The 26421-nt window shown below is 73.6% G+C and carries 20 protein-coding genes; 9 read left to right on the top strand and 11 right to left on the bottom strand.

Features of this window, described 5'->3' with window-relative positions; genetic code table 11:
* Window positions 1-63 precede the first annotated feature (63 nt).
* Window positions 64-3456: a hypothetical protein gene (locus ABZS58_RS29235; RefSeq protein WP_354786427.1), complete on the bottom strand. Its 3393-nt coding sequence runs from the start codon at window positions 3454-3456 to the stop codon at window positions 64-66.
* 145 nt (window positions 3457-3601) lie between these two features.
* On the opposite strand from ABZS58_RS29235, the gene ABZS58_RS29230 reads away from it, so the two are divergent.
* Complete coding sequence (locus ABZS58_RS29230) at window positions 3602-4618, top strand: hypothetical protein (protein WP_354786426.1); 1017 nt, start codon at window positions 3602-3604, stop codon at window positions 4616-4618.
* Here the strand turns inward: ABZS58_RS29230 and ABZS58_RS29225 are convergent.
* The gene (locus tag ABZS58_RS29225) at window positions 4576-8346 is read right to left on the bottom strand and encodes a BTAD domain-containing putative transcriptional regulator (RefSeq protein ID WP_354786425.1); all 3771 of its coding nucleotides are present in this window, start codon (window positions 8344-8346) and stop codon (window positions 4576-4578) included. The genes ABZS58_RS29230 and ABZS58_RS29225 overlap by 43 nt on opposite strands.
* 107 nt (window positions 8347-8453) lie before the next feature.
* Between ABZS58_RS29225 and ABZS58_RS29220 the strand changes: the two genes are divergently transcribed.
* Window positions 8454-9116: a hemerythrin domain-containing protein gene (locus ABZS58_RS29220; RefSeq protein ID WP_354786424.1), complete on the top strand. Its 663-nt coding sequence runs from the start codon at window positions 8454-8456 to the stop codon at window positions 9114-9116.
* Here ABZS58_RS29220 and ABZS58_RS29215 read toward each other — a convergent pair.
* Together ABZS58_RS29215 and ABZS58_RS29210 are read right to left on the bottom strand one after the other, a co-directional pair.
* Window positions 9113-9559 carry a hypothetical protein gene (locus ABZS58_RS29215; RefSeq protein WP_354786423.1) on the bottom strand — a complete coding sequence of 149 codons (447 nt, stop codon included), beginning with the start codon at window positions 9557-9559 and terminating at the stop codon, window positions 9113-9115. The two genes, ABZS58_RS29220 and ABZS58_RS29215, sit on opposite strands and share 4 nt — an antisense overlap.
* Before the next feature lie 87 nt (window positions 9560-9646).
* Window positions 9647-11140 carry an amino acid permease gene (locus ABZS58_RS29210; RefSeq protein WP_354786422.1) on the bottom strand — a complete coding sequence of 498 codons (1494 nt, stop codon included), beginning with the start codon at window positions 11138-11140 and terminating at the stop codon, window positions 9647-9649.
* 116 nt (window positions 11141-11256) lie between these two features.
* Between ABZS58_RS29210 and ABZS58_RS29205 the strand changes: the two genes are divergently transcribed.
* Window positions 11257-12558 (top strand): FAD/NAD(P)-binding protein, encoded by a 1302-nt coding sequence (locus ABZS58_RS29205; protein WP_354786421.1) that lies wholly within the window; start codon window positions 11257-11259, stop codon window positions 12556-12558.
* Here ABZS58_RS29205 and ABZS58_RS29200 read toward each other — a convergent pair.
* The 4 genes from ABZS58_RS29200 to ABZS58_RS29185 are packed head-to-tail and all read right to left on the bottom strand — an operon-like array spanning window position 12512 to window position 16386.
* Complete coding sequence (locus ABZS58_RS29200; protein WP_354786420.1) at window positions 12512-13117, bottom strand: ATP/GTP-binding protein; 606 nt, start codon at window positions 13115-13117, stop codon at window positions 12512-12514. The genes ABZS58_RS29205 and ABZS58_RS29200 overlap by 47 nt on opposite strands.
* Entirely contained in the window at window positions 13098-13481 is a 384-nt protein-coding gene (locus ABZS58_RS29195) for a DUF742 domain-containing protein (RefSeq protein ID WP_354786419.1), read from the bottom strand. The genes ABZS58_RS29200 and ABZS58_RS29195 overlap by 20 nt, the downstream gene beginning before the upstream one ends.
* Window positions 13468-13890: a roadblock/LC7 domain-containing protein gene (locus ABZS58_RS29190; protein WP_354786418.1), complete on the bottom strand. Its 423-nt coding sequence runs from the start codon at window positions 13888-13890 to the stop codon at window positions 13468-13470. Before ABZS58_RS29190 ends, ABZS58_RS29195 begins: the two co-directional genes overlap by 14 nt.
* The gene (locus ABZS58_RS29185) at window positions 13891-16386 is read right to left on the bottom strand and encodes a nitrate- and nitrite sensing domain-containing protein (protein WP_354786417.1); all 2496 of its coding nucleotides are present in this window, start codon (window positions 16384-16386) and stop codon (window positions 13891-13893) included.
* A 217-nt stretch (window positions 16387-16603) separates the two neighbouring features.
* Here ABZS58_RS29185 and ABZS58_RS29180 point away from each other — a divergent pair, with 217 nt between their 5' ends.
* Window positions 16604-16990 carry a hypothetical protein gene (locus ABZS58_RS29180; RefSeq protein WP_354786416.1) on the top strand — a complete coding sequence of 129 codons (387 nt, stop codon included), beginning with the start codon at window positions 16604-16606 and terminating at the stop codon, window positions 16988-16990.
* A gap of 4 nt (window positions 16991-16994) precedes the next feature.
* On the opposite strand, the gene ABZS58_RS29175 is transcribed toward ABZS58_RS29180, so the two are convergent.
* On the bottom strand, window positions 16995-18089 hold the full coding sequence (locus ABZS58_RS29175; protein WP_354786415.1) for a DUF5925 domain-containing protein: 1095 nt from the start codon (window positions 18087-18089) through the stop codon (window positions 16995-16997).
* A gap of 11 nt (window positions 18090-18100) precedes the next feature.
* A complete protein-coding gene (locus ABZS58_RS29170; protein WP_354786414.1) occupies window positions 18101-19042 on the bottom strand; it encodes a PfkB family carbohydrate kinase in 942 nt (313 codons plus the stop codon).
* Here ABZS58_RS29170 and ABZS58_RS29165 point away from each other — a divergent pair.
* A complete protein-coding gene (locus ABZS58_RS29165; protein WP_354786413.1) occupies window positions 19010-20245 on the top strand; it encodes an FAD-binding oxidoreductase in 1236 nt (411 codons plus the stop codon). The two genes, ABZS58_RS29170 and ABZS58_RS29165, sit on opposite strands and share 33 nt — an antisense overlap.
* A gap of 55 nt (window positions 20246-20300) precedes the next feature.
* On the opposite strand, the gene ABZS58_RS29160 is transcribed toward ABZS58_RS29165, so the two are convergent.
* Window positions 20301-20891 carry a helix-turn-helix transcriptional regulator gene (locus ABZS58_RS29160; RefSeq protein ID WP_354786412.1) on the bottom strand — a complete coding sequence of 197 codons (591 nt, stop codon included), beginning with the start codon at window positions 20889-20891 and terminating at the stop codon, window positions 20301-20303.
* 57 nt (window positions 20892-20948) lie between these two features.
* Between ABZS58_RS29160 and ABZS58_RS29155 the strand changes: the two genes are divergently transcribed.
* The 4 genes from ABZS58_RS29155 to rpsT all read left to right on the top strand — a co-directional run bounded on the left by ABZS58_RS29155 (window position 20949) and on the right by rpsT (window position 25785).
* The gene (locus tag ABZS58_RS29155) at window positions 20949-21698 is read left to right on the top strand and encodes an ABC transporter ATP-binding protein (RefSeq protein WP_354786411.1); all 750 of its coding nucleotides are present in this window, start codon (window positions 20949-20951) and stop codon (window positions 21696-21698) included.
* A gap of 62 nt (window positions 21699-21760) precedes the next feature.
* The gene (locus ABZS58_RS29150; RefSeq protein ID WP_354786410.1) at window positions 21761-24175 is read left to right on the top strand and encodes an ATP-binding protein; all 2415 of its coding nucleotides are present in this window, start codon (window positions 21761-21763) and stop codon (window positions 24173-24175) included.
* Between the two features lie 21 nt (window positions 24176-24196).
* Window positions 24197-25387: an Ig-like domain-containing protein gene (locus ABZS58_RS29145; protein WP_354786409.1), complete on the top strand. Its 1191-nt coding sequence runs from the start codon at window positions 24197-24199 to the stop codon at window positions 25385-25387.
* 131 nt (window positions 25388-25518) lie between these two features.
* Window positions 25519-25785 (top strand): 30S ribosomal protein S20, encoded by a 267-nt coding sequence (gene rpsT / locus ABZS58_RS29140; RefSeq protein ID WP_354786408.1) that lies wholly within the window; start codon window positions 25519-25521, stop codon window positions 25783-25785.
* Window positions 25786-26421 lie beyond the last annotated feature (636 nt).

Genomic DNA, 26421 nt, shown 5'->3' with positions numbered 1-26421 from the left:
CGGCACACCTGCCTGCTTCGGGGATGGCCCGCGCGAGGTGTACGTCGTCCGGCAACGGGATGTTCATTGATCCAGCGACACGGCCAGCGCGGCGTCGCGGACCTCGGCGACCTGGTGACGGCGCAGCTCCCCGACGACCGCCCGCCACGGCACCGGCCACCCGAGGCTCCTGCCCCGGCCGGTGTACGCGAGTGCGAACAGCCCCTCCACGAGACCTCCCCGGGCGGCGAGCGCGGCGGCCGTCCGCCTGAGCGTCTCCGGCTCGGCGACGACCTGCTCCAGCCGTTGCCGGATCCGTCCGGCCAGCTCGGCGGCGAGGACCGGCCGGTCGGCGACCAGGTCGCGGACCTCGTCGAGGCCGGCCGGGTCGGCGAGGTCGGCCGCCTCCGTGAGCAGCGCCGCCGCCGCGGTCACGAACCCGTCCACCGTGGCCAACGCCCGCCCGGCCGCCCCGACGGCCCGCCGCCCGGGCGCGTCGGCCGCGGCCCGCCCCGACCAGCCACTGACCCCCCTGACCAGCGCTTCGACCCGCCGCCGCGCCGCCAGATCCTGTCCCCCGTCAGCGGCCCCTACTCCTGCGATGCCTGCGCCTCCCGCGACCCCGCCCCCGGCGACGGCAGCACCGGCGGCGGTTTCGGCGGCGGCGGCGGCGACGTTCGTGGCGGCTTCGGCGGCGGCGAGGGAATGAACGGCGGCGACCAGGGGTGCTTCGCCGAGGCCGGCGGCGACGAGGCCGACCACGGCGCGGACGACCGCGGGCCAGACGACCCGGTCGTCGAGGTCGGTCAGCCGCGCCACGACCGCGCCGGTGACGTCCCCCAGCCACGGTGCCCACACCGGCAGCACGTCCCAGGCACGCACCGCCACGGCCCGGTCGGGAGCGGCGCCGGCGGCCGCGACGAGGGTCGCGTACTCCGCCCGGCGGCCCACCGGCACCAGCCACAGGTCGGCCGCGAGGAGCGTCATGACGTCGTCGCGGCCGCCACCCGCCGACGCGGCACGCAGGATCCGCCACATGCCCGGGTCCTCGGCCCGCTGCCTGGCCGCGGACACGACCGCGACCCGGACGTCACGGTGCAGTGCCGGGTCCTGCCACAGCCGCCACAGCACGTCGGCCGCGCCCGGCACCGACCGCGCGGCGAGCAGCCGGACCGCCTCCTTGCGCACCGTCACCTTCCCCCGCGCCGGGTCGAGGAGCGGTCCGAGGGCGGCGAGCAGGGCCGACGGCGGGGCGAAGCGGCCGGCCCGGCCCAGCGCGGCCACCGTGACCCTGGCCCGGTCGTCGCCCGCGTGGGCGAGCAGCACCGGCAGCGCCGCCGCCGGGCGGTCGGTCCAGGCGAGCGCCGCCAGGGCCGCCTCCGCGACGGGCACGTCCCCGGCGTCGGCCCACCGCAGCAGCAGCGCCTCGCCGTGGACGGGGATCGGGGCCGCGTCGCGCAGGGCGGTCGCGCGGGACTGCGGGGTCGCGCCCGGGTCGCGGACCACGTCGGCCTGGCGTTCGGCGTACATCTGCTGCTGACGGGGAAGCCAGCGCCCGGGGAGGACCGCGCGCGGCGGCACCCAGCGGACGCCGGTGGGCACGAAGCGGCCGGTCGGTGGCGGGCCGGTCAGGGCGGCGCCGAGCAGGTCGTCGCGGCGGGCGCAGACGGCGCGCCACACGACGGGCAGCGCGATCGCCGACGGGTCCTCGCGCAGCACGGCCTCGACCCGGTCGGCGCGGTGCCGCGGGTCGGCGAGCCACAGGCCGACGGCGGTGCGGGTGACGTCGGCGAGGTTGCCGCGGCGGGTCGCGCGCTCCAGCATCGACTGCAGCTCCGGCAGCCGCCACGCCCGTCTGCCGAGGGCCCGGGTGACGGCGAAGAGCGGCTCGAAGCGAGCGCGTTCGGCGCCGAGCTGCACCCAGCCGCGGACCGCCTCGAACGCCTGCGTCTCCTGCCCCCGGCGCAGCCTGCGGTCCAGGCCGCCGAGGTGCGGCACCCGGTCGTCGCCGAGGACCCGCTGAAACGTGTGCAGCGCCCAGCGGACGAGGACCGGCGAGTCGAACCGCTCCCGCAGCACCGTCACCGCGAGCTGGCTGAGCTGGTGCAACGCCATCGGTGAGCTGTCCCGGGCGTGCACGACGTCGGCGACGACCTGTTCGAGCGGTTCGACGAGCTCGGGCCGCAGCAGCGCCGGGCGCACCTCGCCGAGGCTGCTCAGCGCGCCGGCCCGGACGGGGTCCTGCTCGTTGCGCAGCCGCAGGAGGTGGTGCGTCGCGGCGAGGACGGCGGCGGGGTCGTTGCTGCGCGCCGCGCACCGGATCAGCAGCTGCCAGGCGGCGACGCGGTCCTCGGCGCGGGCCCGGCGGGTCGCGGCGAGCAGCGGCGCCTCCGCCTCCGCCCACGGCAGGTGCGCCGTGTAGGCCAGGGTCAGCGGCTCGCTCTGCCGCACCGCCTCGAGTGCGCACGCCCGCCGCGCCTCCGCCACCCGCAGCGCGTCGGGCAGCAGCCCGTGCACGGCGGCGACCGGGAGCGACCGGGAGCGGTCCACATCGGACATCGCGCGGGTGAAAAGCTCGGCCCGGTCCCCGGGCGCCACGGCGGCCAGCAGCCGCGCGAACGCGGGACCGTTGCCGCGCAGCCGGAGCGCGAGGCCGGCCAGCCCGGCGACCGGCAGGCGGCTCAGCCGTGACAGCACCGCCCGCGGCAGCGTCACCCCCGGCAGCCACGCCGCCCGCGACGGCGCCGTCAGCAGGTCGAGGACCCGCAGCGGGTCGGCGACGACGAGCACCCCGTAGGCGCGCAGCGGCCCCGGCAGCGTCCCGGCCGGCGCGTACGACTCCAGGAGGTCCAGGACCCGGTGCGGCAGCGCCGGCGCGGCGGCCAGGACCCCGGTCCCGTGCCGCGCCCACCAGGCGGTGCGGGTGGCGGCGGGCAGCTCCGCCAGCTCCAGCTCGGCCCGCTCGAGGCAGTTGCGCGGGAAGCGCCGGGTCAGGGCGGCCCGGTCGCCGAGCGCGTGGGTCAGCTGCGGGAGCAGCCGGGCGACGGTCGCCTCGCCGCACGCGGGGAGCAGCGCCGCGGCCTCGGCGTCGCCGAACCGGGCCCGGACCGGGTCGATGAGCGCCTCGGCGAGGTCCGTGCGCCGGCAGACACGGATCCGCCGGTACAGCCGGGCCCGCGTGTCCGAGGGTGCGTCCGCGACGAGCCGGGCGACGGGCTCCGCCGGGGTCTCGGCGGCCCCGGCCCAGGCGAGCAGCGCGCCGAGCCGGATGCGCGGGTCGTCGTCGGTGAGCGCGGCGAGGACCCCCTGCCGGTCCCGCCCGACGAGCGCCATGAACAGCGCCGTCTCGCGCGCCTGCCGGTCACCGCCGCGCAGCGCCGTGAGGGTCGCGCCGAGTGTGCCGTCCGCGGCCCCGGCGACGGCCCGGGCCGCGAACATCCGCCGGCGGGCGGGGTAGGGCAGGTGGTCGCCGTCCATCCTCCCATCTTCCTACCCCCGCGCCCTGGTACGTCACCGGAAACCCGTCATCCGGATCGCCTCGACCTGATCCACACGGAAGGTGACGGTGCTGAACGACTTTCGGCGGTAGGCCCGGCGCCCCGCGGGCGGTGGACTCGAAGGCATGGGAGCTTTCATCCGCAGGATGGCGCCGGTGGCCGGGCTGCTCGTCCTGGCACCGTTCGCCGGCGAGTTTCTGCTCGGCAATCTTTCGGTCCGGCTGCTGCCCGCGTGGGCGTTCCTGGTGCCGATGTACGGCGGCGGTGCGCTGCTGATCCGGGAACTGGTGCGGCGCACGGGATTCGGGTGGCCCGCGATCCTGCTGCTCGGCGCGGCGTACGGCGTGATCGAGGCGGGACTGGCGGACCAGGCGCTGTTCAACCCGTCGTTCGAGGGCCACGACTTCCAGGCGGTGACACCGGTCCCGGCGCTGGGGATCAGCGCGCTGAACACGATGTCGTTCGTGACCGGGCACGCGGTGTGGAGCATCGCGCTGCCGATCGCGGTGGTGGAGCACCTGACGCCGGCCCGGCGCACCACACCCTGGCTGGGCCGCGCCGGTCTCGTCGGGACGCTGCTGCTGTACGTGTGGGGCCTGTGGATCATATTCCGGGAGCTGTACGAGTCGGAGGGGTTCCTCGCCACCCCGGCGCAGCGGACGGGCGCGGCCGTGGTCGCGGCGCTGCTGGTGGCGGCAGCCTTCGTGACCCGCCGCCCCACCGCGTGCGGCCCCGCCCTGCCCGGCGGCTGGGTGCCCCGGCCGTGGCTGGCCGGCGCCGGCGGGTTCGTCCTGTCGGGGGTGTTCGTGGCGCGCCCGGAGAGCTGGACCGGCGTCTGGATGGGCGCGGCGCTGCTGCTCCTGGCCGCCGTGGTCGTCTCCGCCCTCGCCCGGCGTCCACAGTGGACCCAGGGTCATCACGTCGCGTTCGCCGGTGGGGTGCTGCTGACGTACGCCTGGCTCGGTTTCGTCCTGACGTGGCTGATGGACCCCGGGGACCCCGTGCGCTGGTGGGGCAACGCCGGGTTCGCGCTCGCCGCCGTCGCGCTGCTGGCCTGGTGCGAGCGGGTCACCCGCCGGGGTCCGTCGACTGTGGACGGTCAGAGTTCGGCGAGCCCGGCTTCCGCGTCGCCGACCCAGTGAGCGGCGTCCCACGCGGCCGCCACATCGCGGGCCAGCTCGTAATGTTCCCGTGCCCGGTCGCGGTCGCCCAGCAGCGCGTACAGGCGGCCGAGGACGTACGCGACCGGCCGCATCGCGATCGAGGTGCTGCTCATCCCCGCGATCTGCGTGCGGACCGGCAGCAGCTCGCCGATGACGGCGGGCGCCAGGTCGGCGCGGCCGAGCGCGACGGCCGCGAGCCCGCGCACCGCCAGGAGCGCGGACCGGAAGTAGTCGGGGCGGTGCTCGTGGACGCCGATCGCGACCGACCGCGCCTCGTCGATCCGGCCCGCGTGCACCAGCGCGAGGGCGAGCGCGTCGTCGGCGACCGGGCCGAGCGCGTCCCGCGTCGCGCGGGTCCGCGCCAGGTGCTCACCGAGCCGGCCCTGGCTGATGAGCAGGCTCGCGGTGGCGAAGAAGTGGTAGCCGTCGGCGTGCAACGACCCCTGCCGGCGCATGACGGCGAGCGTCTCGTCGTAGAGGCGCTGCGACTCGGCGTAGTCGCCGGCGACGTGCGCGAGGGTCGCCCGGGCACTGAGGATGATCGCCTGGGGTTCCGGCAGCTGGTACGCGTCGGCGAGCACACCCTGCCGGGCGACCCGGGCCCGGACGTCGGCGGCCTCGTTGCGCACGGCCGCGCAGTTGGTGAGGATCTGCTCGGCGACCCATTCGTAGGCGACCATGCCGTGCGCCCGGGCGAGCCCGCTCAGCCGCACGCCGACCGTGGCACGCTCCTCGGCCGCCAGGTCGTAGCGCATCGTCCTGGCCCTGGCGACCAGCCCCAGCGCCTGTACCGCCGGATCCGCGACGGCAGGGGCGAGCTCGTGGGCCTCGACGCCGGCGGCGGGTCCCCGCGGATCGTCCTCGCCGTCGAGCTCCATGGTGAGCGCGTCGAGGAGCCGCACCCTGGCCGCCGGGTCGAGGTCGGGTTTGCGCAGCAGCCGTGAGAGCAGGTCGACGACGCGGTGGTCGATCACGCCGTACGTGCGGATCTGCCACGGCGTCGGCACGTTCCACGCGGTGAACGCCGCGATCAGCAGCTCCTCCCGCCCGCTGGCGACGGCCACGTCGAGGGCCCGGTCGCGGGTCTGCCGCGCCTGCGCCACCGCACCGGCGCGCGCCTGCGCCCGCAGGAGCCGGCCGAGCAGGTCGACGCGCAGCTGGTCCCGGTCCCCCGCGACGGTCTCCGCGGTCTGCACGGCGCCGGCGAGGAGCTCGATGGCGGCGTCGTACGCGTAGCGCCGCTCGGCGAGCTCGGCGGCCCGCACCGCGTAGTCGACGGCGAGTGCCGCCGTGTCCGACGAGGCGGCCCGCGCGTAGTGATGGGCGAGCGCCGGGTAGTCGTCGGGCCGCAGCCGCCGCGTGCAGGCGGCGACCCTCGCGTGCATCCGGGTGCGGCGCAGCTGCGACAGGTCCGTGTACATCGTGTCGCGCACCAGCCCGTGCACGAACCTGACCCGTCCCGGCGCCGGCTCCGTCAGCAGCCCCGCGATGAGCCCGGCCTCGAGCGCGTCCAGGACGGCACCCTCGTCGGCGTCGGCGGCCCCGACGAGCGTCTCCACGTCGGCCTCGCGTCCCACGACGGCGGCGAGCCGCAGCACCGCGACGGCCGCCTGCGGCAGCCGCGACAGCCGGCGGCGCAGCACGTCCCGCACGCCTTCCGGCACCTCCGACGTGGCGACGAGCGCCCCTTCCGACGCCAGCAGCCGCGCGGACTCCTTCAGATAGAAGGGGTTTCCGCCGGTACGCTCGGCGAGCGCCGCGACCGTCCCGGCGTCGACGTCGGCGCCGACGAGCCGCTGCACGTCCTCCGCGCCGAGCCCGTCGAGATGGACCCGGGCCGGCGACCGCCGGGCGAGCGCGGCCAGCGCCCCGTCGAGCCGCTCCCGGTTGTCGGCGGGCCGGTACGCGGCGACCAGCAGCACCCGCGCGTCGGTGAGCTCCGCCGCGCTGGCCAGCAGCAGCAACGTCTCGGCGTCGGCGGCGTGCAGGTCGTCGAGCACGATCGCGACAGGCCCCCGCGCGGCGGCCTGCTTCAGCCAGGCGCGCACGGCCTGATGCAACCGGAACCGCCCGGCGGCCACGTCGTTGCCGTCGCTGTGCCCGGCGCCGGCGTCGTCGAGCAGCGGCGCGAGCGCCGGGCCGAGGTCACCGGGCTGCACCTCCGCGGCGAGCTGCCGCAGCGCCTCCACCCACGCCCACGCGGGCGGCGCGCCGTCGACCTCGGGACACCGCCCGACGACGACGAGCCAGCCCTCGTCGACGAGGCCCTGCCGGAACCGGGTGAGCAGACTCGTCTTCCCGACCCCCGCCTCACCGCTGAGCAGCACGATCCGCGGCCCGCTCGGCACCGCCTCAGCCGCGGCGGCGGACAGCGTCGCCAGCTCCTGCCCCCGCCCGACGAACACCTCCGGGTTCGCGTCCCACGCCTGCCTACTGGGTAAACTGCGGAGGGTGACGACGTCGGAGATCGACTTGGTCGGCTGAGGTAGCGTGGTGATAGAGCTGCCGCCCGCCGCCGAGGGATTGTTGCTCCACTCGCCCGGCTCCGTGCTCCGCTCGCTCAGCCCGTCCGGCTTTTTCAGCTCGTCCGGCTCTACGTTCTGCTCGCCCGGCGTCGCGCTCCACCCGCCGGCCGCCAGGGAATCCGCAGCCGCCGGGGAATTTGCAGCCGCCGGGGCCCTGCCCTCGTCGAATCGAGGGCCGTGCTCGCGAGGGCCGTGCTCGCGAGGGCCGTGCTCGCCGATCGCCGGTCCGCGGGGCAGGGTGCCCGAGACCTCGCCGCCCCGCAGGGTGCCGGAGACCGCACCGCCGCGCGGGATGCCGGAGATCTCGCCACCGCCGCGCAGGGTGCCGGGCACCGCACCGCCGGAGACCGCACCGCCGCGCGGGGTGCCCGAGACCTCGCCGCCGCGCGGGGTGCCCGAGACCTCGCCGCGGCGCAGGTTGTCCAGGAGCTCGACGCGCTGGGCGAGGATCGCGGACTCCAGTTCGACGAGGGCCGGGCCAGGGTCCAGGCCCAGGTCCTCGGCGAGGATGCCGCGGGCGCGGCGCAGCGCGGCCAGGGCGTCGGCCTGGCGGCCCGTGCTCCACAGGGCGAGGGCGAGCAGCCGCCAGCCCTCCTCGCGCAGCGGGGCCTGGCGGGTCAGCAGCGCCGCCTCCGGGACGGCCTCGGCGGCGCCGCCGGTGCGCAGCGCCACGTCGAGGAGCAGTTCACGGGCGACCATGCGGAGCTCTTCGAGCCGGGCGGCCTCGGGCTGAGCCCAGGACTCCTCGGCGAACTCGGCGTAAGCGCCGCCCTGCCACAGCTCGAGCGCGCCGCGCAGCAGCAGCCTGGCCTGGCCCGGCGCGCCGGCGTGGACCGCGCGGGCGTCGGCGAGCAGGGACTCGAAACGCCAGGCGTCCACGGCGTCGGGCGGCACCCGGATCGCATAGCCGGGCGGCGCGCTGACCAGGAGGCGGGCCGGGGCGCGGCGCTCGCGGCCGGGTTCGAGGACGCGGCGCAGGTTGGACACGTACGCCTGCAGCGACGCGATCGCGCGCGGGGGTGCCTCGCCGCGCCACAGGTCGTCGATCATCCGGTCGACGGAGACGACCTCGCCGCCGGCGGACAGCAGGAGCGCGAGCACGGCGCGCTGGCGGGGGCCGCCGAGGTCGGCCGCACCGCCGTTGACGTCGACCGCGAACGGTCCGAGCACCCGCATCAGCATGACGCGCGTCATCGTAGCCGCCCACAAGCGCCTTCCAAGACCGCTACAAGACAGTCCCCGCACCTTGAATCCACTGCTGAACCGAGCTGATTTGAGGAGCGACCGATATGACCACCACCGTCGAGCGTCCGTGGGTCCAGGAGATGATCGTCGTGCACCGCGTGTTCCGGCGCGAGTCGCGGCTGCTGCCCGAACTCGTCCGGGGCGTGCGGCCCGGCGACGTGGAGCGGGCCCGTTTCCTGGCCGGCATGGTCCGCGAGTACGACAAGGGCCTGCACTCGCACCACACCACCGAGGACGCGTTGCTGTGGCCGAAGCTCCTCGCCCGGGTCGACCTCGACGCGGACCTGGTGCTGCGGATGGAGCAACAGCACGACGTCGTCGCCAAGGGGTTGCACACGGTGATGGGCCGCCTCGCCACCTGGGAGCGGGACGCGTCGGCGAGTGCCCGGGACGGGCTCGCCGAGGCGATGGACGAGCACCGCCGGGACCTGCTCGTGCACCTCGACGAGGAGGAGCGCTCGGTGCTGCCGCTGGTGTCGGAGCACATCACGGTCGCGGAGTGGGCGGAGCTCGGCGAGACGGGGCGGTCGCACACGCCGAAGGACAAGCTGCTGTTCATGCTGGGCGCGCTGCTGGAGGAGGCGACGCCGGACGAGACGGCGCGGTTCCTGTCGCACCTGCCCGTGCCGGCGCGGATCCTGTGGCGCACGGTGGGCCGCCGCCAGTATGCGAAGCAGATGCGGAAGGTCCGCGCCGGGCTGCGTTAGTTCGAGGTGTACCCAGGGATCTCCTGCGAGCCGTCGGCGGTCTCGACGCGGTCGACCTCGCCGTCGAAGTCGTCGTCGTGGTAGATCAGGTCGATCCGGCCGTCGTGGTCCTGGTCGTAGGCGACCTGGTCGATGAGGCCGTCGCCGTTGGTGTCCCACATGGCGATGTCGGTCACACCGTCGTGGTTCTCGTCGGCGAGCAGGACGTCGGCGATGCCGTCACCGTCGCTGTCGTAGCCGGCGGTCTGCAGCCCTTCGGTGGACGGCGGCGCCTGCGAGCCGGTGTCGGACCCGGTGTCGCCGGTCGCGGCGGCGGGTTCGAGACCGGCCTCCACGCCGTGTTCGGCGCCGAACACGGCGTGCGGGTCGGCGAAGTCGGACACGCTGAGGTCGTCTGGATCGAAGTCCGCACCGAAGTCGGACTGCAGGCCGAAGTCGCTCATGCGTGTCACCTTTCCAGCACCGGCGAGCCCGGCGCCACCCGGGACACGTGCGGGTGGGTGTGCGAAGACCCGGCGGCGCCGGACTCCCTACGACGACCGGTCCGCCGGTCCATCAGGTCGCGCGTCGCCTGCGGCGGAAGCGCTGTCGATGGCCAGGTTCGCTCGGCGCATGCCGTACACGAAGTAGAGCACCAGACCGGCGGCCATCCAGATCAGGAACCGCGCCCACGTGATCACCGGCAGGTTGAGCATCAGCCACACGCTGGCCAGGACGCTCAACGCCGGCAGCCACGGCACCCCCGGCACCCGGAACGCCCGCGGCAGGTCGGGCCGGGTCCTGCGCAGGACGACGACGCCGATCGACACGACCACGAACGCGAACAGCGTCCCGATGCTGGTCAGCTCGGAGAGCTCGGACAGCGGCACGAACGCGGCGAGCACCGCGACGACGACCCCGGTGATGGTCGACATGACCCACGGCGTGCCGTACCGCGGGTGCACACGCGCGAGGACCGGCGGCAGCAGCCCGTCGCGGGCCATCGCGAACGTCACCCGGGACTGCCCGAGCAGCAGCACCAGGATGACCGAGGTGATGCCGCACACAGCGCCGAGGGAGATGATGTCGGCGGCCCAGCCCTGCCCGACGAGGTCGAAGGCCTTGGCGAGCGGCGCGGCGGTGTCGAGCTGTTCGAAGGGGACCATGCCCGTGACGACGAAGGCGGTCGCCATGTACAGCACGCCGCAGATGATGAGCGAGCCGATGATGCCCCACGGGACGTCCCGCTGCGGGTTGCGGGTCTCCTCGGCGGTGGTGGCGACGACGTCGAAGCCGATGTAGGCGAAGAACACGATGGACGCGGCGGCGACGATGCCGAACCAGCCGAAGTGCTGCGGGGTGATCCCGGCGAGGACCTGCAGCAGCGGCGCGTCGCCGCCGCCGGCCTTCTCCGAGGGCGTAGCGGCGGGGATGAACGGCGTGTAGTTGGCGGCCTTGATGAAGAACAGCCCGAGGCCGATGACGAACACGACGACGGCGACCTTGACGACGACCAGGACGCCGGTGACGCGGCCGGACAGCTTCGCGCCCATGATCGACACGATGGTGAGGGCGGCGACGATGAACGCGGCGCCGAGGTCGGGCCGTGCCGCGTCGCCGGCCAGCCAGGTGGGCAGGTCGAAGAGCTCCTGCAGGTAGGCTGACCAGCCGCGGGAGACGACGGCGGCGCCGAGCGCGAGCTCCAGGCACAGGTCCCAGCCGATGATCCAGGCGACGAACTGCCCGAGGGTGGCGTACGAGAACGTGTAGGCGGAGCCGGCCACCGGCACGCTGGAGGCGAACTCGGCGTAGCAGAGGGCGGCGAGGGCGCACACGATGCCGGCCAGGGCGAAGGACAGCACGATCGCGGGGCCGGCGTTGCGGGCGGCCTGCTGGCCGGTCAGGACGAAGATCCCCGTGCCGATGATGACGCCCACCCCGAAGACGGTGAGGTGGAAAGCCGACAGGTTCTTGCGCAGTCCTCTGCCCGGTTCGTCCGTGTCCCGCAGTGACTGTTCGATCGACTTGGTGCGGAATATCGACATCGGTGCACCTCCTAGGCCCTCAGACCCGACATGCCCGGAGGATCTGGGTTCTACACGCCGCCGCCCGCACCTAGTACAGTTAAAACCTACCGGGTAGATAGAAATTAGGGGTTGCTATGCGAACCACAGTGGTCGTGGGCGGAGGCTGTAGCGGCGCGCTGACGACGATCCATGTCAGCGCACCCGAGGAGCGCGTCGTGCTCGTCGACCCGGCGCCGGCGGACGCGCTCGGTCGCGGCGCGGCCTACCGGACCACCGACCCGACGCATCTGCTCAACTCGCGGGCGGCGGCGATGAGCGCCCTCGCCGACGCGCCCACCGACTTCGTCGACTGGTGCCGGGAGCAGGGGCTCTCCATCGGCCCGGCGGACTTCGCGCCCCGTGCGGTCTTCGGCGGCTACCTGCACGACCGGCTGGGGACCGCCGACTTCGAGCACGTGCGCGGCGTGGCGATCCGCCTGGTCGCCCACCAGGACGAGGTGCGGGTGGTCCTGCGCGGCGGGGAGGCGGTGGCCGCCGACCGGGTCGTGCTCGCCCTCGGCCATGGCGCCCCGGCCGGTCCGCTGTCGATCACGTCGGCGGTACGGACGCATCCCTACTATGTGGGAAACCCGTGGACGCCAGGCGCGCTGGACCGGGTGCCGGGCGACGTGCCGGTGCTGCTGATCGGCACCGGCCTCACCGCCCTCGATGTGGCGATGTCGCTGAGCAACCGGGGGCGCCGGGCGCCGCTGCACGCGGTGTCGCGCCGCGGGCTGCTCCCCCAGTCGCATCTGGAGATCCAGCCGAGGGCCGTCGGGACGTTCGCCTACGACGGCAGCGACGCCCGTGGGTTGCTGCGCGCGGTCCGGCGGTACGCGGCGACCGAACCCGACTGGCGCTGCGCGGTGGACACCCTGCGGCCCCAGATCGACCGGCTGTGGTGGCAGCTGTCGGTGGACGCCCGGCGCAGGTTCCTGCAGCACGTCGCGGCGTACTGGGAGGTCCACCGGCACCGGATGGCGCCGACGGTCGCCTCGCGGGTGGCGGCGCTGCGCGACAGCGGCGCCCTCTTCACCCACGCGGCGGCGATCCACTCCATCCGCCGCGGTGAGCGTGGGTTCGTCGTCACGCTGCGGTTCAGGCACAAGGACGAGAGCTGGCCGGTCGGCGCGATCGTCAACTGCACCGGCCCCGGCGGCGCGGCCACCAGCACCCTGGGCAGGGCGCTGCTGGACGACGGCCTGGCCCGCCGCGACCCGACCGGCACCGGCCTGGACGTCGACGGCCGTGGCCGGCTCATCGGGCGCGACGGCGAGCCGGACGACCGCATCCTTGCGATCGGCCCGACCCGCCGGGGCGCCTGGTGGGAGACGACGGCCGTGCCGGAGATCAGAACCCAGGCCGCCGCGCTGGCTCGAGTGCCGGTGGCTGCTTGATCGTCATCACGTGCTCGACGAGGGCGATGAGCACGCCCTTGATCGAGCGCCGGTCCCGGGCGTCGCAGAGCACGACCGGCACGTCCGGGTCGAGGTCCAGGGCCTTGCGGACCGCTTCCGCGGTGTGCTTCTGCACGCCGTCGAAGCAGTTGACGGCGACCAGGAACGGCGTGTTGCGCCGCTCGAAGTAGTCCACCGACGGGAAGCAGTCGGTGAGCCGCCGGGTGTCGGCGAGCACGACCGCGCCCAGCGCGCCCAGCGCGAGCTCGTCCCACAGGAACCAGAATCGGTCCTGCCCGGGGGTACCGAAGAGGTAGAGCACGATGTCGTCGTTGATGCTGATCCGGCCGAAGTCCATCGCCACCGTCGTGGTGGTCTTGCCCTCCACGCCGTTGACGTCGTCGATGCCGACGCCGGCGTTGGTGAGCACCTCCTCCGTCTGGAGGGGACGGATCTCGCTGACCGCGCTGACCAGCGTGGTCTTGCCGACGCCGAACCCCCCGGCGATGAGGATCTTCACCGCCAGCGGGATGTGCCCGTCAGAGCGATCGGAGACCATTGACAACCGCCTTGAGGATGCGATCGTCGGGCCGCTGCGGCCCGACGGACTGTTCGTACACCGGTTCGTGCATCTCGATCAGACCCTGCTGGAGCAGGTCGCCCAGCAGCACGCGCACCACGCCGAGCGCGAGATCGAGGTGTGAGGCGAGTTCCGCGACCGTGACCGGCTCGCGGGTGCGGGCCAGGATCGCGTAGTGCTCGGGCTGCAGGTGCCGTGGCCCGGCACCGTCGGAGGCGTTGACGACGAACGCCACCAGGTCGAAGCCGCCGACGACGGGTTTGGCCCGCCCTCCGGTCACGGCGTAGGGGCGCACCACCGGCCCGGCGTCGGAGTCGAGCCAGTCGTGCTCACCCCGCGGCATCGGTGGGTGCGCCCGTTCGTGACGGTGCGGTGAGGTACTGCCCGACCCGGGTCACCAGCATCGCCATCTCGTAGGCGATCACGCCGATGTCGGAGTCCGCCGCGCTCAGCACCGCCAGGCAGGCACCTTGCCCCGCGGCGGTGACGAACAGGAACGCGTCGTCCATCTCCACGATCGTCTGCCGGACGGCACCGCCGTTGAAGTGCCGGCCGGCGCTGCGGGCCAGGCTCTGAAACCCTGAAGCCACCGCCGACAGGTGCTCGGCGTCGTCGCGGCCGAGACCCGTGGACGCGCCCATGAGCAGCCCGTCGGCGGAGAGCACCACGGCGTGCTGCGCCGACTCGACCCGATCGACGAGATCGTCGAGGAGCCAGTCGAGCTTGCCGGTGCGACTCGTCGATTGTGCCACCTATGCGTCCCTTTCCAGTGTGGGTTGATCGTCGGTGAGCGCCGCTTCCCGGCGCCCCCGGGTGAACCCTGCCTGCAGCGACGTCATCATCGCGCGGGTCTGCTCCGGCGACCTGACACCCGTCGCGGTGGCGGCCGCGAACTGGGCCGCCGGCACGCCGTCGACCGTGTGCTCGTCCTCCGGCCGCTCCCGCAGCTGCGGGGCAAGGCTCGCCTGCCGGCGCCGTTTTGGCAACCCGTCATCGGTCAGATCTTCCGGTTCTGGTTGCCGCGGGTGTACCGGTTCCGCGGGCTCCCGCGGTGGCGGCAATGACGGCAGCACCTCCGCCTCGATGTCGGGCCGGCGGTGAGACCCGCGGGTCTGCGCCGGCACCATCTCCAGCACGTCGGCGACGACCCGTTCGGCCGGCTCGACGGCGTGCTCCGACGCGGACCCGTCCAGTTCGGCCGCCCGCCCTGCAGCCGACCCGGAAGCCGGCCCGGTGGCCAGCCCAGGAACCAGCCCGGTGGCCAGCTCTGAGGCCAGTTCTGAGGCCAGCTCTGAGGCCAGCTCGGACGGTGTCGACGCGGTCAGCTCCGGCGTCGCGCCGGCGATCAGGTGCGGCGGGATCAGCACGACCGCGGTCACGCCACCGTACGGCGAGGACCGCAGCGTGACCCGGACGCCGTGGCGGGCCGCGAGCAGCGCCACCACGAACAGGCCCAGCCGGGCGCTGTTGGCCGGGTCGAAGTCCGGCGGGTGCAGCAGCCGCTGGTTGGCCTCGTCGATCGCCTCGGGGGCCATGCCGAGACCGCGGTCCTCGATCTCGATCGCGAAGCCGTTCGGCACCAGCTGCCCGCTGATCTGCACCCGGGTGTGCGGCGGCGAGTACGACGTCGCGTTCTCGATGACCTCGGCGAGGAGGTGGATGACGTCGGCGACGGCCCGGCCGACCAGCGACGCCTCGGGCAGCGTGAGGAAGCCGACCCGTGCGTAGTCCTCGACCTCGGAGACCGCGCCGCGGACCACGTCGACCATCGGCACCGGGTTGCGCCAGCCGCGGCCCGGTGTCGCGCCGGCCAGGATGACCAGGTCCTCGGCGTGCCGGCGCATGCGGGTCGCGAGGTGGTCGACCCGGAACAGGTCCTCCAGCTCCTCCGGGTCGCCGGTGCGCCGCTCCATGCGGTCCAGCAGTGCCAGCTGCCGGTGCAGCAGCGTCTGGCTGCGGCGGGCGATGTTGAGGAAGACCTCGTTGAGGCCGCGCCGCAGCTGCGCCTCGTGCGCCGCGGACTCGATGGCGGTGCGCTGCACGGCGCTGAACGCGTTGCCCACCTTGCCGATCTCGTCCGTGCCGTATTCCAGCGGTGGCGCCGCCTCCGCCAGGTCGAACTCCTCGCCGCGTCGCAGCCGGCCGACGAGTGCGGGCAGCCGCTGGTCGGCGAGGCTCTGCGCGTCCTGCCGCAGGCCCGTCAGCCGGTTGATCAGCGACCGGCCGATCCGGATCGACAGGATGACCGAGACCGCGATCGCGAGCAGCCCCAGGACCGCGGCGAGGACCAGCCGCACGATGATGCCGACGGCGACCGGCTCGGCCCGCACGAGGATGGTGTCGCCGTACTGCAGGTCCAGCTTGCGCAGCTGCTCGGCGAGTTTGTCGTAGGCGTCCCGCCAGACGGCGATGTCGACCGGGACGGCCCCGTTCGGCTTCGCCTCGGAGATGATCTTGTTCTCGAAGTCGGTCAGCTTCTGGTGCGGGTCGCCGGCGACGATGTCCCGGTACGTCTGCTGCACCGCCGCGGGCAGCTCCGCCGACTGTTCCGCGTACGCGTTGCGCTTCGCGCCGATCATCGCGATCAGGTCGGCGGCCTCGGTGCGGATGAACTTGCCCGCCGCGGCGGCGCCGTTGACCAGCGAGTCCTCCCGGGCGAGCAGCTCCCGGGCCCGGCTCATCGCGATGTTGGTGCGGGCGTCCTTGCCCAGCTGCGCGTCACCGACGCCGGGCAGCGAGTTGTACCACCGGTAGATCGCGTCGATCGGGCCGTTGTAGATCTCCATCGCGCCGGACCGGTCGACCTGCCCGAGCGAGATCCCCGACCGTCCCGACACGATCCCGTCGAGCGCCACCATGATCTCGCCGAGGCGGCCCTTGGCGGCCTCGGGCATCGCCTCCCGGGTCTCGGCCTTGGACGCGAGGGTCCGGAAGTTGCCGAGGGCGGCGTCGGTCTTACGCCGCTGCTCGGCCAGCAGCGCCGCCTCCGGCTTCCCCTCGGCCCGGCCGGACCCCAGGTACACCAGCGACAGCTTCCGCTCCCGCTGCAGCTCGACCGTCACCGTCTCGGCCGGCTCGGCGGCCAGCTCGTAGTAGGTCTGGGCGTCGAACAGCTCGACCACGGCGCTGGACGTCAGGCTGGTCGCGAAGATCCACAGCACGACGAGCGACAGCAGTGGCGGGAGCAGCAGGGTGACGATCTTGGCGCGGATCGACCACGTGCGGATTCTCCACGTGCGGGACTTCATGTGATCCTCGTGGGTCGCGTCGACAGGGGGGTGGCGCGTCTCGGGCATGATACGGACACACAGGCGGGGAAGTCACCAACAAGGTCGTCGCCGTCCCAAACCCGGCCGGCCCTCGGGGCGCGGATCTCCCCCGGGATCTCCTCCCGGGACTCCCCCAAGGTCCGGTGTGCTTCCCCACCTCCCGGGCAGGGCGCCCCCCATGCGAGGTGGACGGTGGGTGTTCGCGATCGGCGCCTGGACCATGTGCACGGCGGCACTGAGCGCGTTCGGCATCGGCAAGGTGGACGCCGTCCGGTCGGCGCTGCTGGCCGCCACGGACGGTGACCGCTCCGCCGCCGCCCCCACCGCTTCCCCGTCCCCGTCACCGTCACCGGGCTCCGCCCGGGTCCTGCGCACCCCGGGCGGCGACATCGTCGCCCGCTGCGACGCTGGCATGGCCTGGGCCGACTACCTCAGGCCGGCGCTCGACTTCCACGTCGAGGACGCCCAGCCAGGGCCCGCCGTCGAATACCGGGTGACGTTCAAGACCGACGGCCGGGAGGTCCGCGTCGTCGTGCGCTGCGACCCGTCGCTGACCCCGACCGCCGACGTGACCCTCGGCTGACGGGTCACAGGTAGAGGCCCACCCGGGGCGGTTCGTCGTCGGTGACGGTGAGGCGCGGGGAGCCGTCACGCAACGCGTACAGCTCGGCGAGCGTCGCGCCGTCCGGGCCGATGCCCACCGGGGTGCCGAGCCAGGCCACGGCCTCGGTGAACGGCAGCGGCGCCACGTGCAGCTGGGCCAGGCAGCGGCCGGGACGCACCACGGCCGGGTGCAGTTGCGCGACGTCCTCGTTGGTGGTGATCGCGACCAGCACGTCGCGGCCCTGGCCGAGCAGGCCGTCGGTGAGGTTGAGCAGCCGCGACAGCGCCTGGCCGGTGGCCTGCTTGGCCTCGCCGCGGATCAGCTCGTCGCAGTCCTCGAGCAGCAGCAGCCGCCATTTCGGGGCGCGGTCGTCGTCCTCGCCGAGGGCGGTGTCCATGAGGTACGCGGGGTCGGCGAACAACCGCTCCGGGTCGAGCACGCAGTCGACCTGGCACCAGTCGCGCCACTGCTTCGCCAGGGTCCGCAGCAGTGTGGTCTTGCCGGTGCCGGGCGGGCCGTGCAGCAGGATCATCCGGCCGGTGACCTGCTCGGCGGTCGTCGCCATCAGGCGGTCGAGGGCCTCGGCGGTCTTCGTGGCGTAGTTGCCGCGCACCGCGTCCCACGGCTCCGCGGTGATCCGGCGCGGGGTGCGCTGCGGGCCGTGCTTGCCGGAGTGCCAGAAGCCGATCGACACGGACTCGTCGGCGGGCGGCGGCGGCTCGGTGGCCCCGTCGACGGCGCCGGCGATGACGCTGTCGGCGAGGTCCGCGGTGACGGCGGTGACGGTGACGTTGGCCCGGCGGCCGTGCTTCCAGCGGGTGGCGCGCAGCGTCCAGCCGTCGCCGGCGGCGAGCGTGCAGACGTCGTCGTCGTCGAACGCCTCGCGCAGGACGGTGGCGCCCTCCGGCAGGAGGGTCGCCTCGCGGCGGAGGTTGGACAGGTGGCGGGTGCGGGCGTAGGGCTGGCTGCCGGCGACGAACGCCGACAGCGCGAGGAGGTCGAGGACGTCGATCACGCTGTCCGCGTCGTCCACGGCGGCCGCGATCGGCAGTGCGGTGGTGGGATCGACGTGGGTCACGCACACAAGGATCAGGCCCGCGCGGCCTGGAGTACACCAATTTTCGCGGCGGCCAGCGCCAGGTCGCGGTCGCGGATGGCGGCGCAGCGCTGGGCGGTCGCGGCGGCCTCCGGCAGGGGCGCGCCGGCGAGCTGGGCGAGGACGAAGCCGGCGACGTACGCGGACCTGTTCCGGGGCGCGGGCGCCGCCGACGTGTGGACCGTGTCCGCGTCCTGGCCGATCACGACCGCCCCGTCGGCGTCGAGCGTGACGGCGACGACGGCGGCGGCGGTCGAGCGCAGGAGCATGCCGCGGGCCGCGACGACGGCGGCGGCGTTGGTACCGTCGACGACCCCACTGACGGTGTCGAGCGTGGGCGTGACGAGATCCGGCCCGAGGTGCGCCCACGGCGCGAGGTCCAGCGCGTCCACGGCCAGGAGCGGCACGTCGAGGCGGCGGCCGGCGAGCAGCGCCCGGACGGCGGGGCCGAGGGTGCCGGCGCCCAGGTCGCACACGACGACCGCCTCCGGGCGCTCGGCGAGGGACTCGTCCAGCCGTTGCAGGAGCGTCTCGGCCGCCGGGCCGTCGAGGGCGCCCGTGTCGCCGTCGTCGAAGCGGGCGAGGACCTGGCCCGAGGCCACGACGCGCCGTTTGGTGACGGTACGCCGGCCGACCGCGACGACCAGGCGGTCCACGGCGCCGCCGTCCCACACCCGCGACCGCAGCGTGGCGCCCGCGTCGTCGTCGCCGGTCGCGCCGACGACGGTGGTCCTCGCGCCCAGCGCGGCGAACGCGCCGGCGAGGGCCGCGGCGCCGCCGGCGACCTCGCGGGTCGCGTCGAGCGTGATGACGGGGACGGGGGCCTCCCGGCTCATCCGGGTCGGGGTGCCGGACAGCCAGCAGTCGAGCACGGCGTCTCCGACGACGAGCACGGGACGGTCATGCCAGCGGGCGGCGAGCTCGGCGAATCTCACGCCCAATGCCTACCCGGCGCTAAACGGAACATTCTGCGACATCACAACATTGCCTGCGACAATCACAGGATCGAACGCGCAGACGTGGCGATGATCGGTGGGGGCATGGCCGGCCTGTCCCTCGCCGCCGAGCTCGCCGAGCTTGATGGCCGGCTGGTCGCACGGGCGGAGGCCGCGGGCGGCCACCGCGAGCCGTTGCGGATCGTGGTGCTCGAACGGGAGAACCAGTTCGGCTACCACACGACCGGGCGGTCCGTGGCGGCCTTCCTGGAGAGTTACGGCTCGCCGGAGGTGCGGGCGCTGACCCGGGCGTCGCGGACGATCCTCGACGCGCTCGGCGCCGAGTCCGGCACCCCGCTGCTGCGGGCGCGGCCGCTCGTCTGGGTCGCCCGCGAGGATCAGCTCCCCGCGATGAACGCGCTGCTGACGGCCAACCCGTCGCTGCGCGGCACGGATGTGGCGGGCGCGCAGACGCTCTGCCCGGCGCTGCGCACGTCGGCGGTGGCGCGGGCGGCGGTCGAGCGGACCGCGCAGGACATCGACGTCGACGCGCTGCAGCAGCTGTACCGCAGGCGCGCCGCCGACGCCGGGGTGGTGCTGCGCACCGCGATCGGCCTGGAAGCCGGCGAGTGGACCGGACACGGCTGGCGGCTCACGACCGACCGCGGCGACCTCGAAGCGGGACGGGTCGTCAACGCGGCCGGCGCGTGGGCGGACGCCGTCGCGGGCCGGCTCGGGGTGACCACCGCCGGGTTGCGGCCGATGCGGCGGACCGTGGCCATCGTCTCCATCGAAGGGGTCGCGCCGAACTGGCCGCTGGTCCACGACGTCGGCGACGAGTTCTACTTCCGTCCCGAGAGCGGCGGGCTGCTGGTGTCGCCGTGCGACGAGACGCCATCGCCGCCGGTCGACGCGGTCGCGGCCCCCGAGGACGTGGCGCTCGCGGTCGAGCGGGTCGCCGCGGCGACCACCCTGGAGCTGCGGCGGGTGCGCACGAGCTGGGCGGGGCTGCGGACGTTCGCGGCCGACCGGAACCCTGTCGCCGGGCCGGATCCGGTGCAGGAGGGGTTCTACTGGTTCGCGGGACAGGGCGGCTCCGGCATCCAGACGGCGCCGGCGCTGGCCCGGCTGGGCGCGGCCGAGCTGCTCGGCGAGCCCTTCGAGATCCCCGGCCTGCGGCGCGGGTCGCTGCATCCCCGTTAGGCGGGCTTTGCTGAGCTGTTCGCCTTCCGGGGCGGCGCGGGTCGCTGCATCCCCGTTAGGCGGGCCTGCTGAGCTGTTCGCCTTCCGGGGCGGTGCGCCGGGCGCTCGCCAGGCCGGCCACCGTCGACGGGTCGCGGAGCAGGGCCTGCTCGGCGTCGTCGACGAACGCGAGGTCCGCCTCGACGTGCCGGGTCGCCGCGGACAGCAGCAGCCCGACGACCGCGTCGGCCGCCTTGCGCCGCAGGCCGTCGAGGTTGCGCAGCTCGCGCATGAGATAGGTGCGCTGCTGGCCGAGGACGGTGCGCACGATCTCCGGGTCGCCGGAGCGGGCCGCCGCCGTCACCTTGAGGAAGAAGTCGTCGCGGAAGCCGCCGCTGCGGGGGCTCGCCTCGTCGAGCCAGCGGCGCAGCTCGCCGCGGCCGGTGTCGGTGATCTCGTAGACGACCCGGTCGGGCTTGACCGCCTGGGCGTGCCGCTCGGAGCTGACCATGCCGTCGCGGGAGAGCCGGTCGAGGATCTGATACAGGTGGCCGATGTTCAGCGGGCCCCACTGCGGGCCGACCGCGGTCTCGAAGGCGCTCTTCAGCTCGTAGCCGTAGCTGGGGCCGTGCGACAGCAGCGACAGCACCGCGTGATGGATCGGCATGTGCGGAAGCCTACCCGCCCCTTGCATTGTCGCAATGCATTGCGACAGAGTAGGGCCATGACCGCACCGTCCACCGGCGCCGCCCTGACCGTCACGGGTCTGACGAAACGGTTCCACACCGGGGAGCAGGACATCGTCGCCGCCGACGAGCTGACCCTCGACATCGAGGCGGGGTCCTTCACCGCGGTCACCGGGCCGAGCGGCTCGGGCAAGTCGACGCTGCTGCACCTGGTCGGCGCGATCGAGACCGCCGACGCGGGCACGATCGTGGTCGACGGTGTCGAGGTCACCGCGCTGCGGCGGCGCAGGCTCAGCGAATACCGGCGCACCGTCGGCTTCGTGTTCCAGCGGTACCACCTGCTGCCCGCCCTCACCGCACTGGACAACGTGATCGCGCCGGTGCTGCCGTTCCGCGTCGGCTTCGACAAGCAGGAGCGCGCCCGGGAGCTGCTCGGGGCGGTCGGCCTCGGCGGGCGCGAGCGGGCCCTGCCGGCCCAGTTGTCCGGCGGTCAGCAGCAGCGGGTCGCGATCGCCCGGGCGCTGATCGGGTCGCCGAAGCTGCTGCTCGCGGACGAGCCGACCGGCAACCTCGACTCCGCCAACGGCACCCAGATCCTGGACCTGCTGCTCGACCTGCGGGAGGCGCGCGGCATGACGGTGCTGCTCGCCACCCACGAGCAGCAGATCGCCGCCCGCTGCGACCGGCTGCTCCGGCTCACCGACGGCCGGCTCACCGACGACATCGACCTGACCGCCGGCGAGGACCCGGCCTCGACGCTCGCCCGCGCCACGCAGCTGCGGCTTTAGTCTGATTCAACCCCTTTGCGCGGGTACGATCAACGCTACGTGCTTGCGGGTCGGGGGTGGGAATGCCGCAACTCGATCTCGGCGTGCTCGCGCAGCCCGAACGGCTCGCTGCACTCCAACGTGCGCAGATGCTGCTCGCCTCGTCGTCGGCGCCGGTCGACGGCCTGGTCCGGCTCGCCGCCCGCGCCGTCGTCGCGCCGGTCGGCCTGCTGACCCTCGTCGACGACGAGCGGATGCACATCGTCGGCCGGCACGGGCTGCCGCCGGACCTCGACCGTGTCCACGCGGAGCCGGCGACCAGCTCCTTCTGCCAGTACGTGGTGACCGAGAACGCGCCGCTGGTCATCAGCGACGCCCGGGACCATCCGGCGCTGCGCGACCTCGGCGCCGTGCAGGTCCGGGGCGTCACGGCGTACCTCGGCCAGCCCGTCCACGACCTGCACGGCCACACCCTCGGCGCGGTGTGCGTCACCGACTCCGTGCCGCGGCACTGGACCGAGGACGACATCGCCGCCGTGGCCGAGTGCGCCACGATGCTCGAGGTCATGCTCAGCGCCGAGACCAGCCGCCACGACATCGCGCTCGCCGCCGCCGAGACCGACGCCGTGCTGGAGACCGCCCTGGAGGCGTTCGTCGGCATCGAGCTGACCGGCGAGATCACGCGCTGGAACCGGGCGGCCGAGCGGACCTTCGGCTGGTCGGCGACGGAGGCGATCGGCAAGCAGGTGGACGAGCTGATCATCCCCGAGCGCTTCCGGGCCGCCCACCGGGCCGGGCTGACCAGGCTCGCGCGGGGCGGCGTACCGAAGCTGATCGGGCAACGGCTCCAGCTCTACGCGATCAACCGGGCCGGCGACGAGTTCCCGGTCGAGCTCACCCTCAACGTCGTGGAGGGACCGACCGGGCGGCACGCCCACGCGTTCGTCTACGACATCAGCGAACGCGTCACCGCCGAGCGGCAGCTCGCCCGTGAGCGCCACTTCCTCAGCGCCCTGCTCGACAACCTCGACGCCGGTGTGGTCGCCTGCGACGAACGCGGCCGGATGATCCTGTTCAACAGCGCCATGCGGGAGATCGCCGGCGGCGAGACCGGCTCGCTCTCCGAGGACGTCCCCCTCATGCGGGCGTTCCACGGTGAGCACGTCCGCGAGGCCGAGGTCGTCATCCACCTGCCCGGGCGCCCCCGGCGCAGCTTCACGGCCAACGCGCAGCCGATCCGCGACAGCGACGGCACCCGGCTCGGCGCGGTCGCGGCCCTGCACGAGGTCACCGACCGGCGCCGGGCGGAGCGGCTCATCGAGTGCGAGCTCGCGGTCTCCCGCATCCTGGAGCAGGCGCCCACCATCGAGGACGCGGGGCCCGACCTGCTCGGCACCGTCGCCCGGACCCTGCAGTGGCCGCACAGCGAGCTGTGGCTGGTCGACAAGGTCGGCAACGTCCTGCGCAACGCGGCCATGTGGACCGAACCCGGCTACGTCATCCCCGAGCCCGGCCCGCTCGCCCCCGGCGTCGGCGTCTCCGGCGTCGCCTGGGAGACCGGCCAGCCGACCTGGATCCCCGACATCTCCGCGACCGCGAGCAGGCTCAACGTGCCGTCGCTGGCCCGGCACGGCCTGCGGGTCGGTCTCGCCGTGCCCATCCGCGACGGCGGCGGGGTCACCGGCACGCTGAGCTTCTTCGGCGACGCCGCCGAGGAGCCCGAGCAGTCCCTCATCGCGCTGCTGTCCGGGATCGCCGCGCACGTCGGGCAGTTCCTGGAGCGCCGCCGCGCCGAGGACCTGGCCCGGCAGCTGGCCCGCACCAAGGACGAGTTCATCTCGCTGGTCGGTCACGAGCTGCGCACGCCGCTGACGTCGATCTCCTCGTACACCGAGCTGCTGCTGCACGACAACGACGACGAGACGACCCGGTCGCAGTTCCTGGCGGTGATCGCCCGCAACGCGGAGAACCTCCGGGCGATCATCGACGACCTGCTGGACCTGGCCGGCCTGGAGAGCGGCTACGTCTCCCTCGTCGAGCGGCCCCTGGACTTCGCCGAGGTCGTCGGCGCCTCCGCGGCCGTGGGCACCCGCGCGGCCACCGAGAAGGACATCGACATGCGGGTCACGCTGCCGGACGGCCCTGCGCCCGTCGCCGGCGACCAGCCGCGGCTGCGCAAGGTCGTCGACCACCTCGTCACCAACGCGGTGAAGTTCACACCGGCCGGCGGCCGGGTCGACATCGAGCTGGTCCGCGACCGGGCCGGGGTCGACCTGCGCGTCACCGACACCGGGGTCGGCATCCCCGAGGAGGAACGCTCCCGGCTGTTCGAACGCTTCTTCCGCGGCTCCAACATCCGCAGCCTCGGCGTGCCCGGCACCGGCCTGGGCCTGGCCATCAGCCGCACCGTCATCGAACGGCACGGTGGCACGATCACCGTCACCGACCACGGTGAGAAACCCGGCACCACGTTCCTCGTCAGGTTGCCGTCGCTCTAGAGCGAGGCACAATGGTTGCTGATGCGACTCCGACGCCTGACCCTGCTGTTCGTGGCGAGCGCCCTGGTGCTCGCCGGCTGTGGCGACTCCGCTCCGTCCTGGAAGGACCCAGGTGGCGGCTCCAGCGGCGGCGCGGCCGCCGGCACCGTCAAGGTGAGCACCCCCACGGACGGCGCGCGCGATGTGTCGACGGCCACGTCCGTCGTGTTCTCGTCCTCTTCTCCTGACGCCAAGGTCACACTGCAGGACGCCTCGGGCGCCGCGGTCGAGGGCGCTCCCGCCCCCGCTTCCGGTGGCGCTCCGCCCTCCACCGACGGCACCGTCGAGTGGATGCCTGCCAAGCAGCTGAAGTACGCCACCGAGTACACGGCGACGGTGACCGCCGGCAGCGCCAGGTCCACGGTGAAGTTCACCACCATGGCCAAGCCGTCCGGCCTCGTGCGGACCTCCAGCCAGATCGGCGACGGCCAGGTCGTCGGCGTCGGCATGATGATGATCCTGTCCTTCGGCACCGAAATCCCGAAGGACAAGCGCGCCGGCATCGAGAAGCGCCTGTTCATGACCTCCGACCCGCCACAGGAGGGCAGCTGGAACTGGTACACCTCCAAGGAGGTCCACTACCGCCCCAAGGAGTACTGGCAGGCCGGCACGAAACTCTCCCTGCGCGCCGCCGTCGGCGGTGTCTCCTTCGGCGGCAAGTCCTACGGTGAGAAGGACATCACCGTCGACGCCACGGTGGGCAAGAAGCTCATCATGGAGGTCGACAACGCCACCAAGCAGATGACCGTCACCGAGGACGGCACCGTGCTCAAGACGATGCCCGTCTCCCTGGGCAAGCCCAGCAACCCCTCGGACAGCGGCAACTTCATCGTCATGGTGAAGAACGAGTGGGAGTGGTTCGACTCCTCCACCTACGGCGTCCCGGTCGACTCTCCCGACGGCTACCGCACGAAGGTCGAATACCCGCAGCGGATCACCTGGAGCGGCCAGTACATCCACGCCGCCCCCTGGTCCGTCAAGGACCAGGGCAAACGCAACGTCTCCCACGGCTGCGTCAACATCTCCCTCGACCTCGCGAAATGGCTGTACGGCGTCACCCACATCGGCGACCCCGTCATCGTGAAGGGCACCGAGGAGCGCGTGAAGTACGGTGACGGCTGGACCGACTGGGAGCTCTCCTGGGAGGAGTACCAGAAGGGCAGCGCCCTGTAGCCCCCTGCCGTTGACCCGGCCGTTTTGGCTGGCCGGGTGGGGACCTGGTAACCTGATTCATCGCGCATGGTGACGCGTCCCCTTGCGTCTTCAACGTTTCCAACCCGAGCTAACAAGACGAGGTCTGTCGCGTGGCGAACATCAAGTCCCAGATCAAGCGCAACCGGCAGAACGAGAAGCGCCGCCTGCGCAACAAGTCGGTCAAGTCTTCGCTGAAGACGGCGATCCGGAAGTTCCACGAGGCGACCGCCGCCGGCGACACCGAGACGGCCACCACGCTGCTGCGTGCCGCCTCGCGCAAGCTGGACCAGGCTGCCAGCAAGGGCGTCATCCACAAGAACCAGGCCGCCAACCGCAAGTCGGCGATCACCAAGAAGCTGGGCTCGCTGGCCGCCTGACCGGCCCACCAGCTCATCGCTCCGCGAAAAGCGCCGCCCCGAACCGGGCGGCGCTTTCGCTGTGCCCCGAGCCGGTTCCGCCTGTGCGCTGAACACGCTCCCCGCTGAACTCGCTCCCTGCGCTGAGCTCTCGCCCGGTGCGCTGAGCCCGCTCCACCTCTGCGGCGAGTTGGTTCGCTGACCGTTCCACCGTGCGCGGGACTTCCTGAACACCGATGAGCGCGAACAGCGCCGCCCCCGCCCGGAAGGGCTTTCGCTGTGCCCAGGCCAGTTTCACCTGTGCACTGAGCTCGCCCTGGCGCACTGAGCTCGCCCTGGCGCACTGAGCTCGCTCCACCTGTGCGGCGATGTCGTCGACAGTTCCGCCGCGCGCGCGCGGACTTCCTGAACGCCGATGAGCCGGAGGATCCCGGGCTTCGCGCCCTGGGTTCCTCCGGCTCATCGGCTATGTCCCCCGGGTCCAGCCCGCCCCGGCCGTCAACGAACCGACCGAACCGGGACCCACCCGGGTCAGGTGACGCATCTCCCCCGCTGCTCGAACCACAGCACCAACTGGGCCGTTCCCCCGCGTCACGGAGCGGAGGTACGCGATGTCGCGCTCCTCGCCGGCCCGTCGTCCCGAGGCGTCCCAGGGAC

It is taken from the genome of Dactylosporangium sp. NPDC005555 (assembly GCF_040605635.1).
GTDB lineage: Bacteria > Actinomycetota > Actinomycetes > Mycobacteriales > Micromonosporaceae > Dactylosporangium.
Note: the sequence above shows the minus strand (reverse complement) of the source record. Positions and strands in the feature narration are given on the sequence as shown.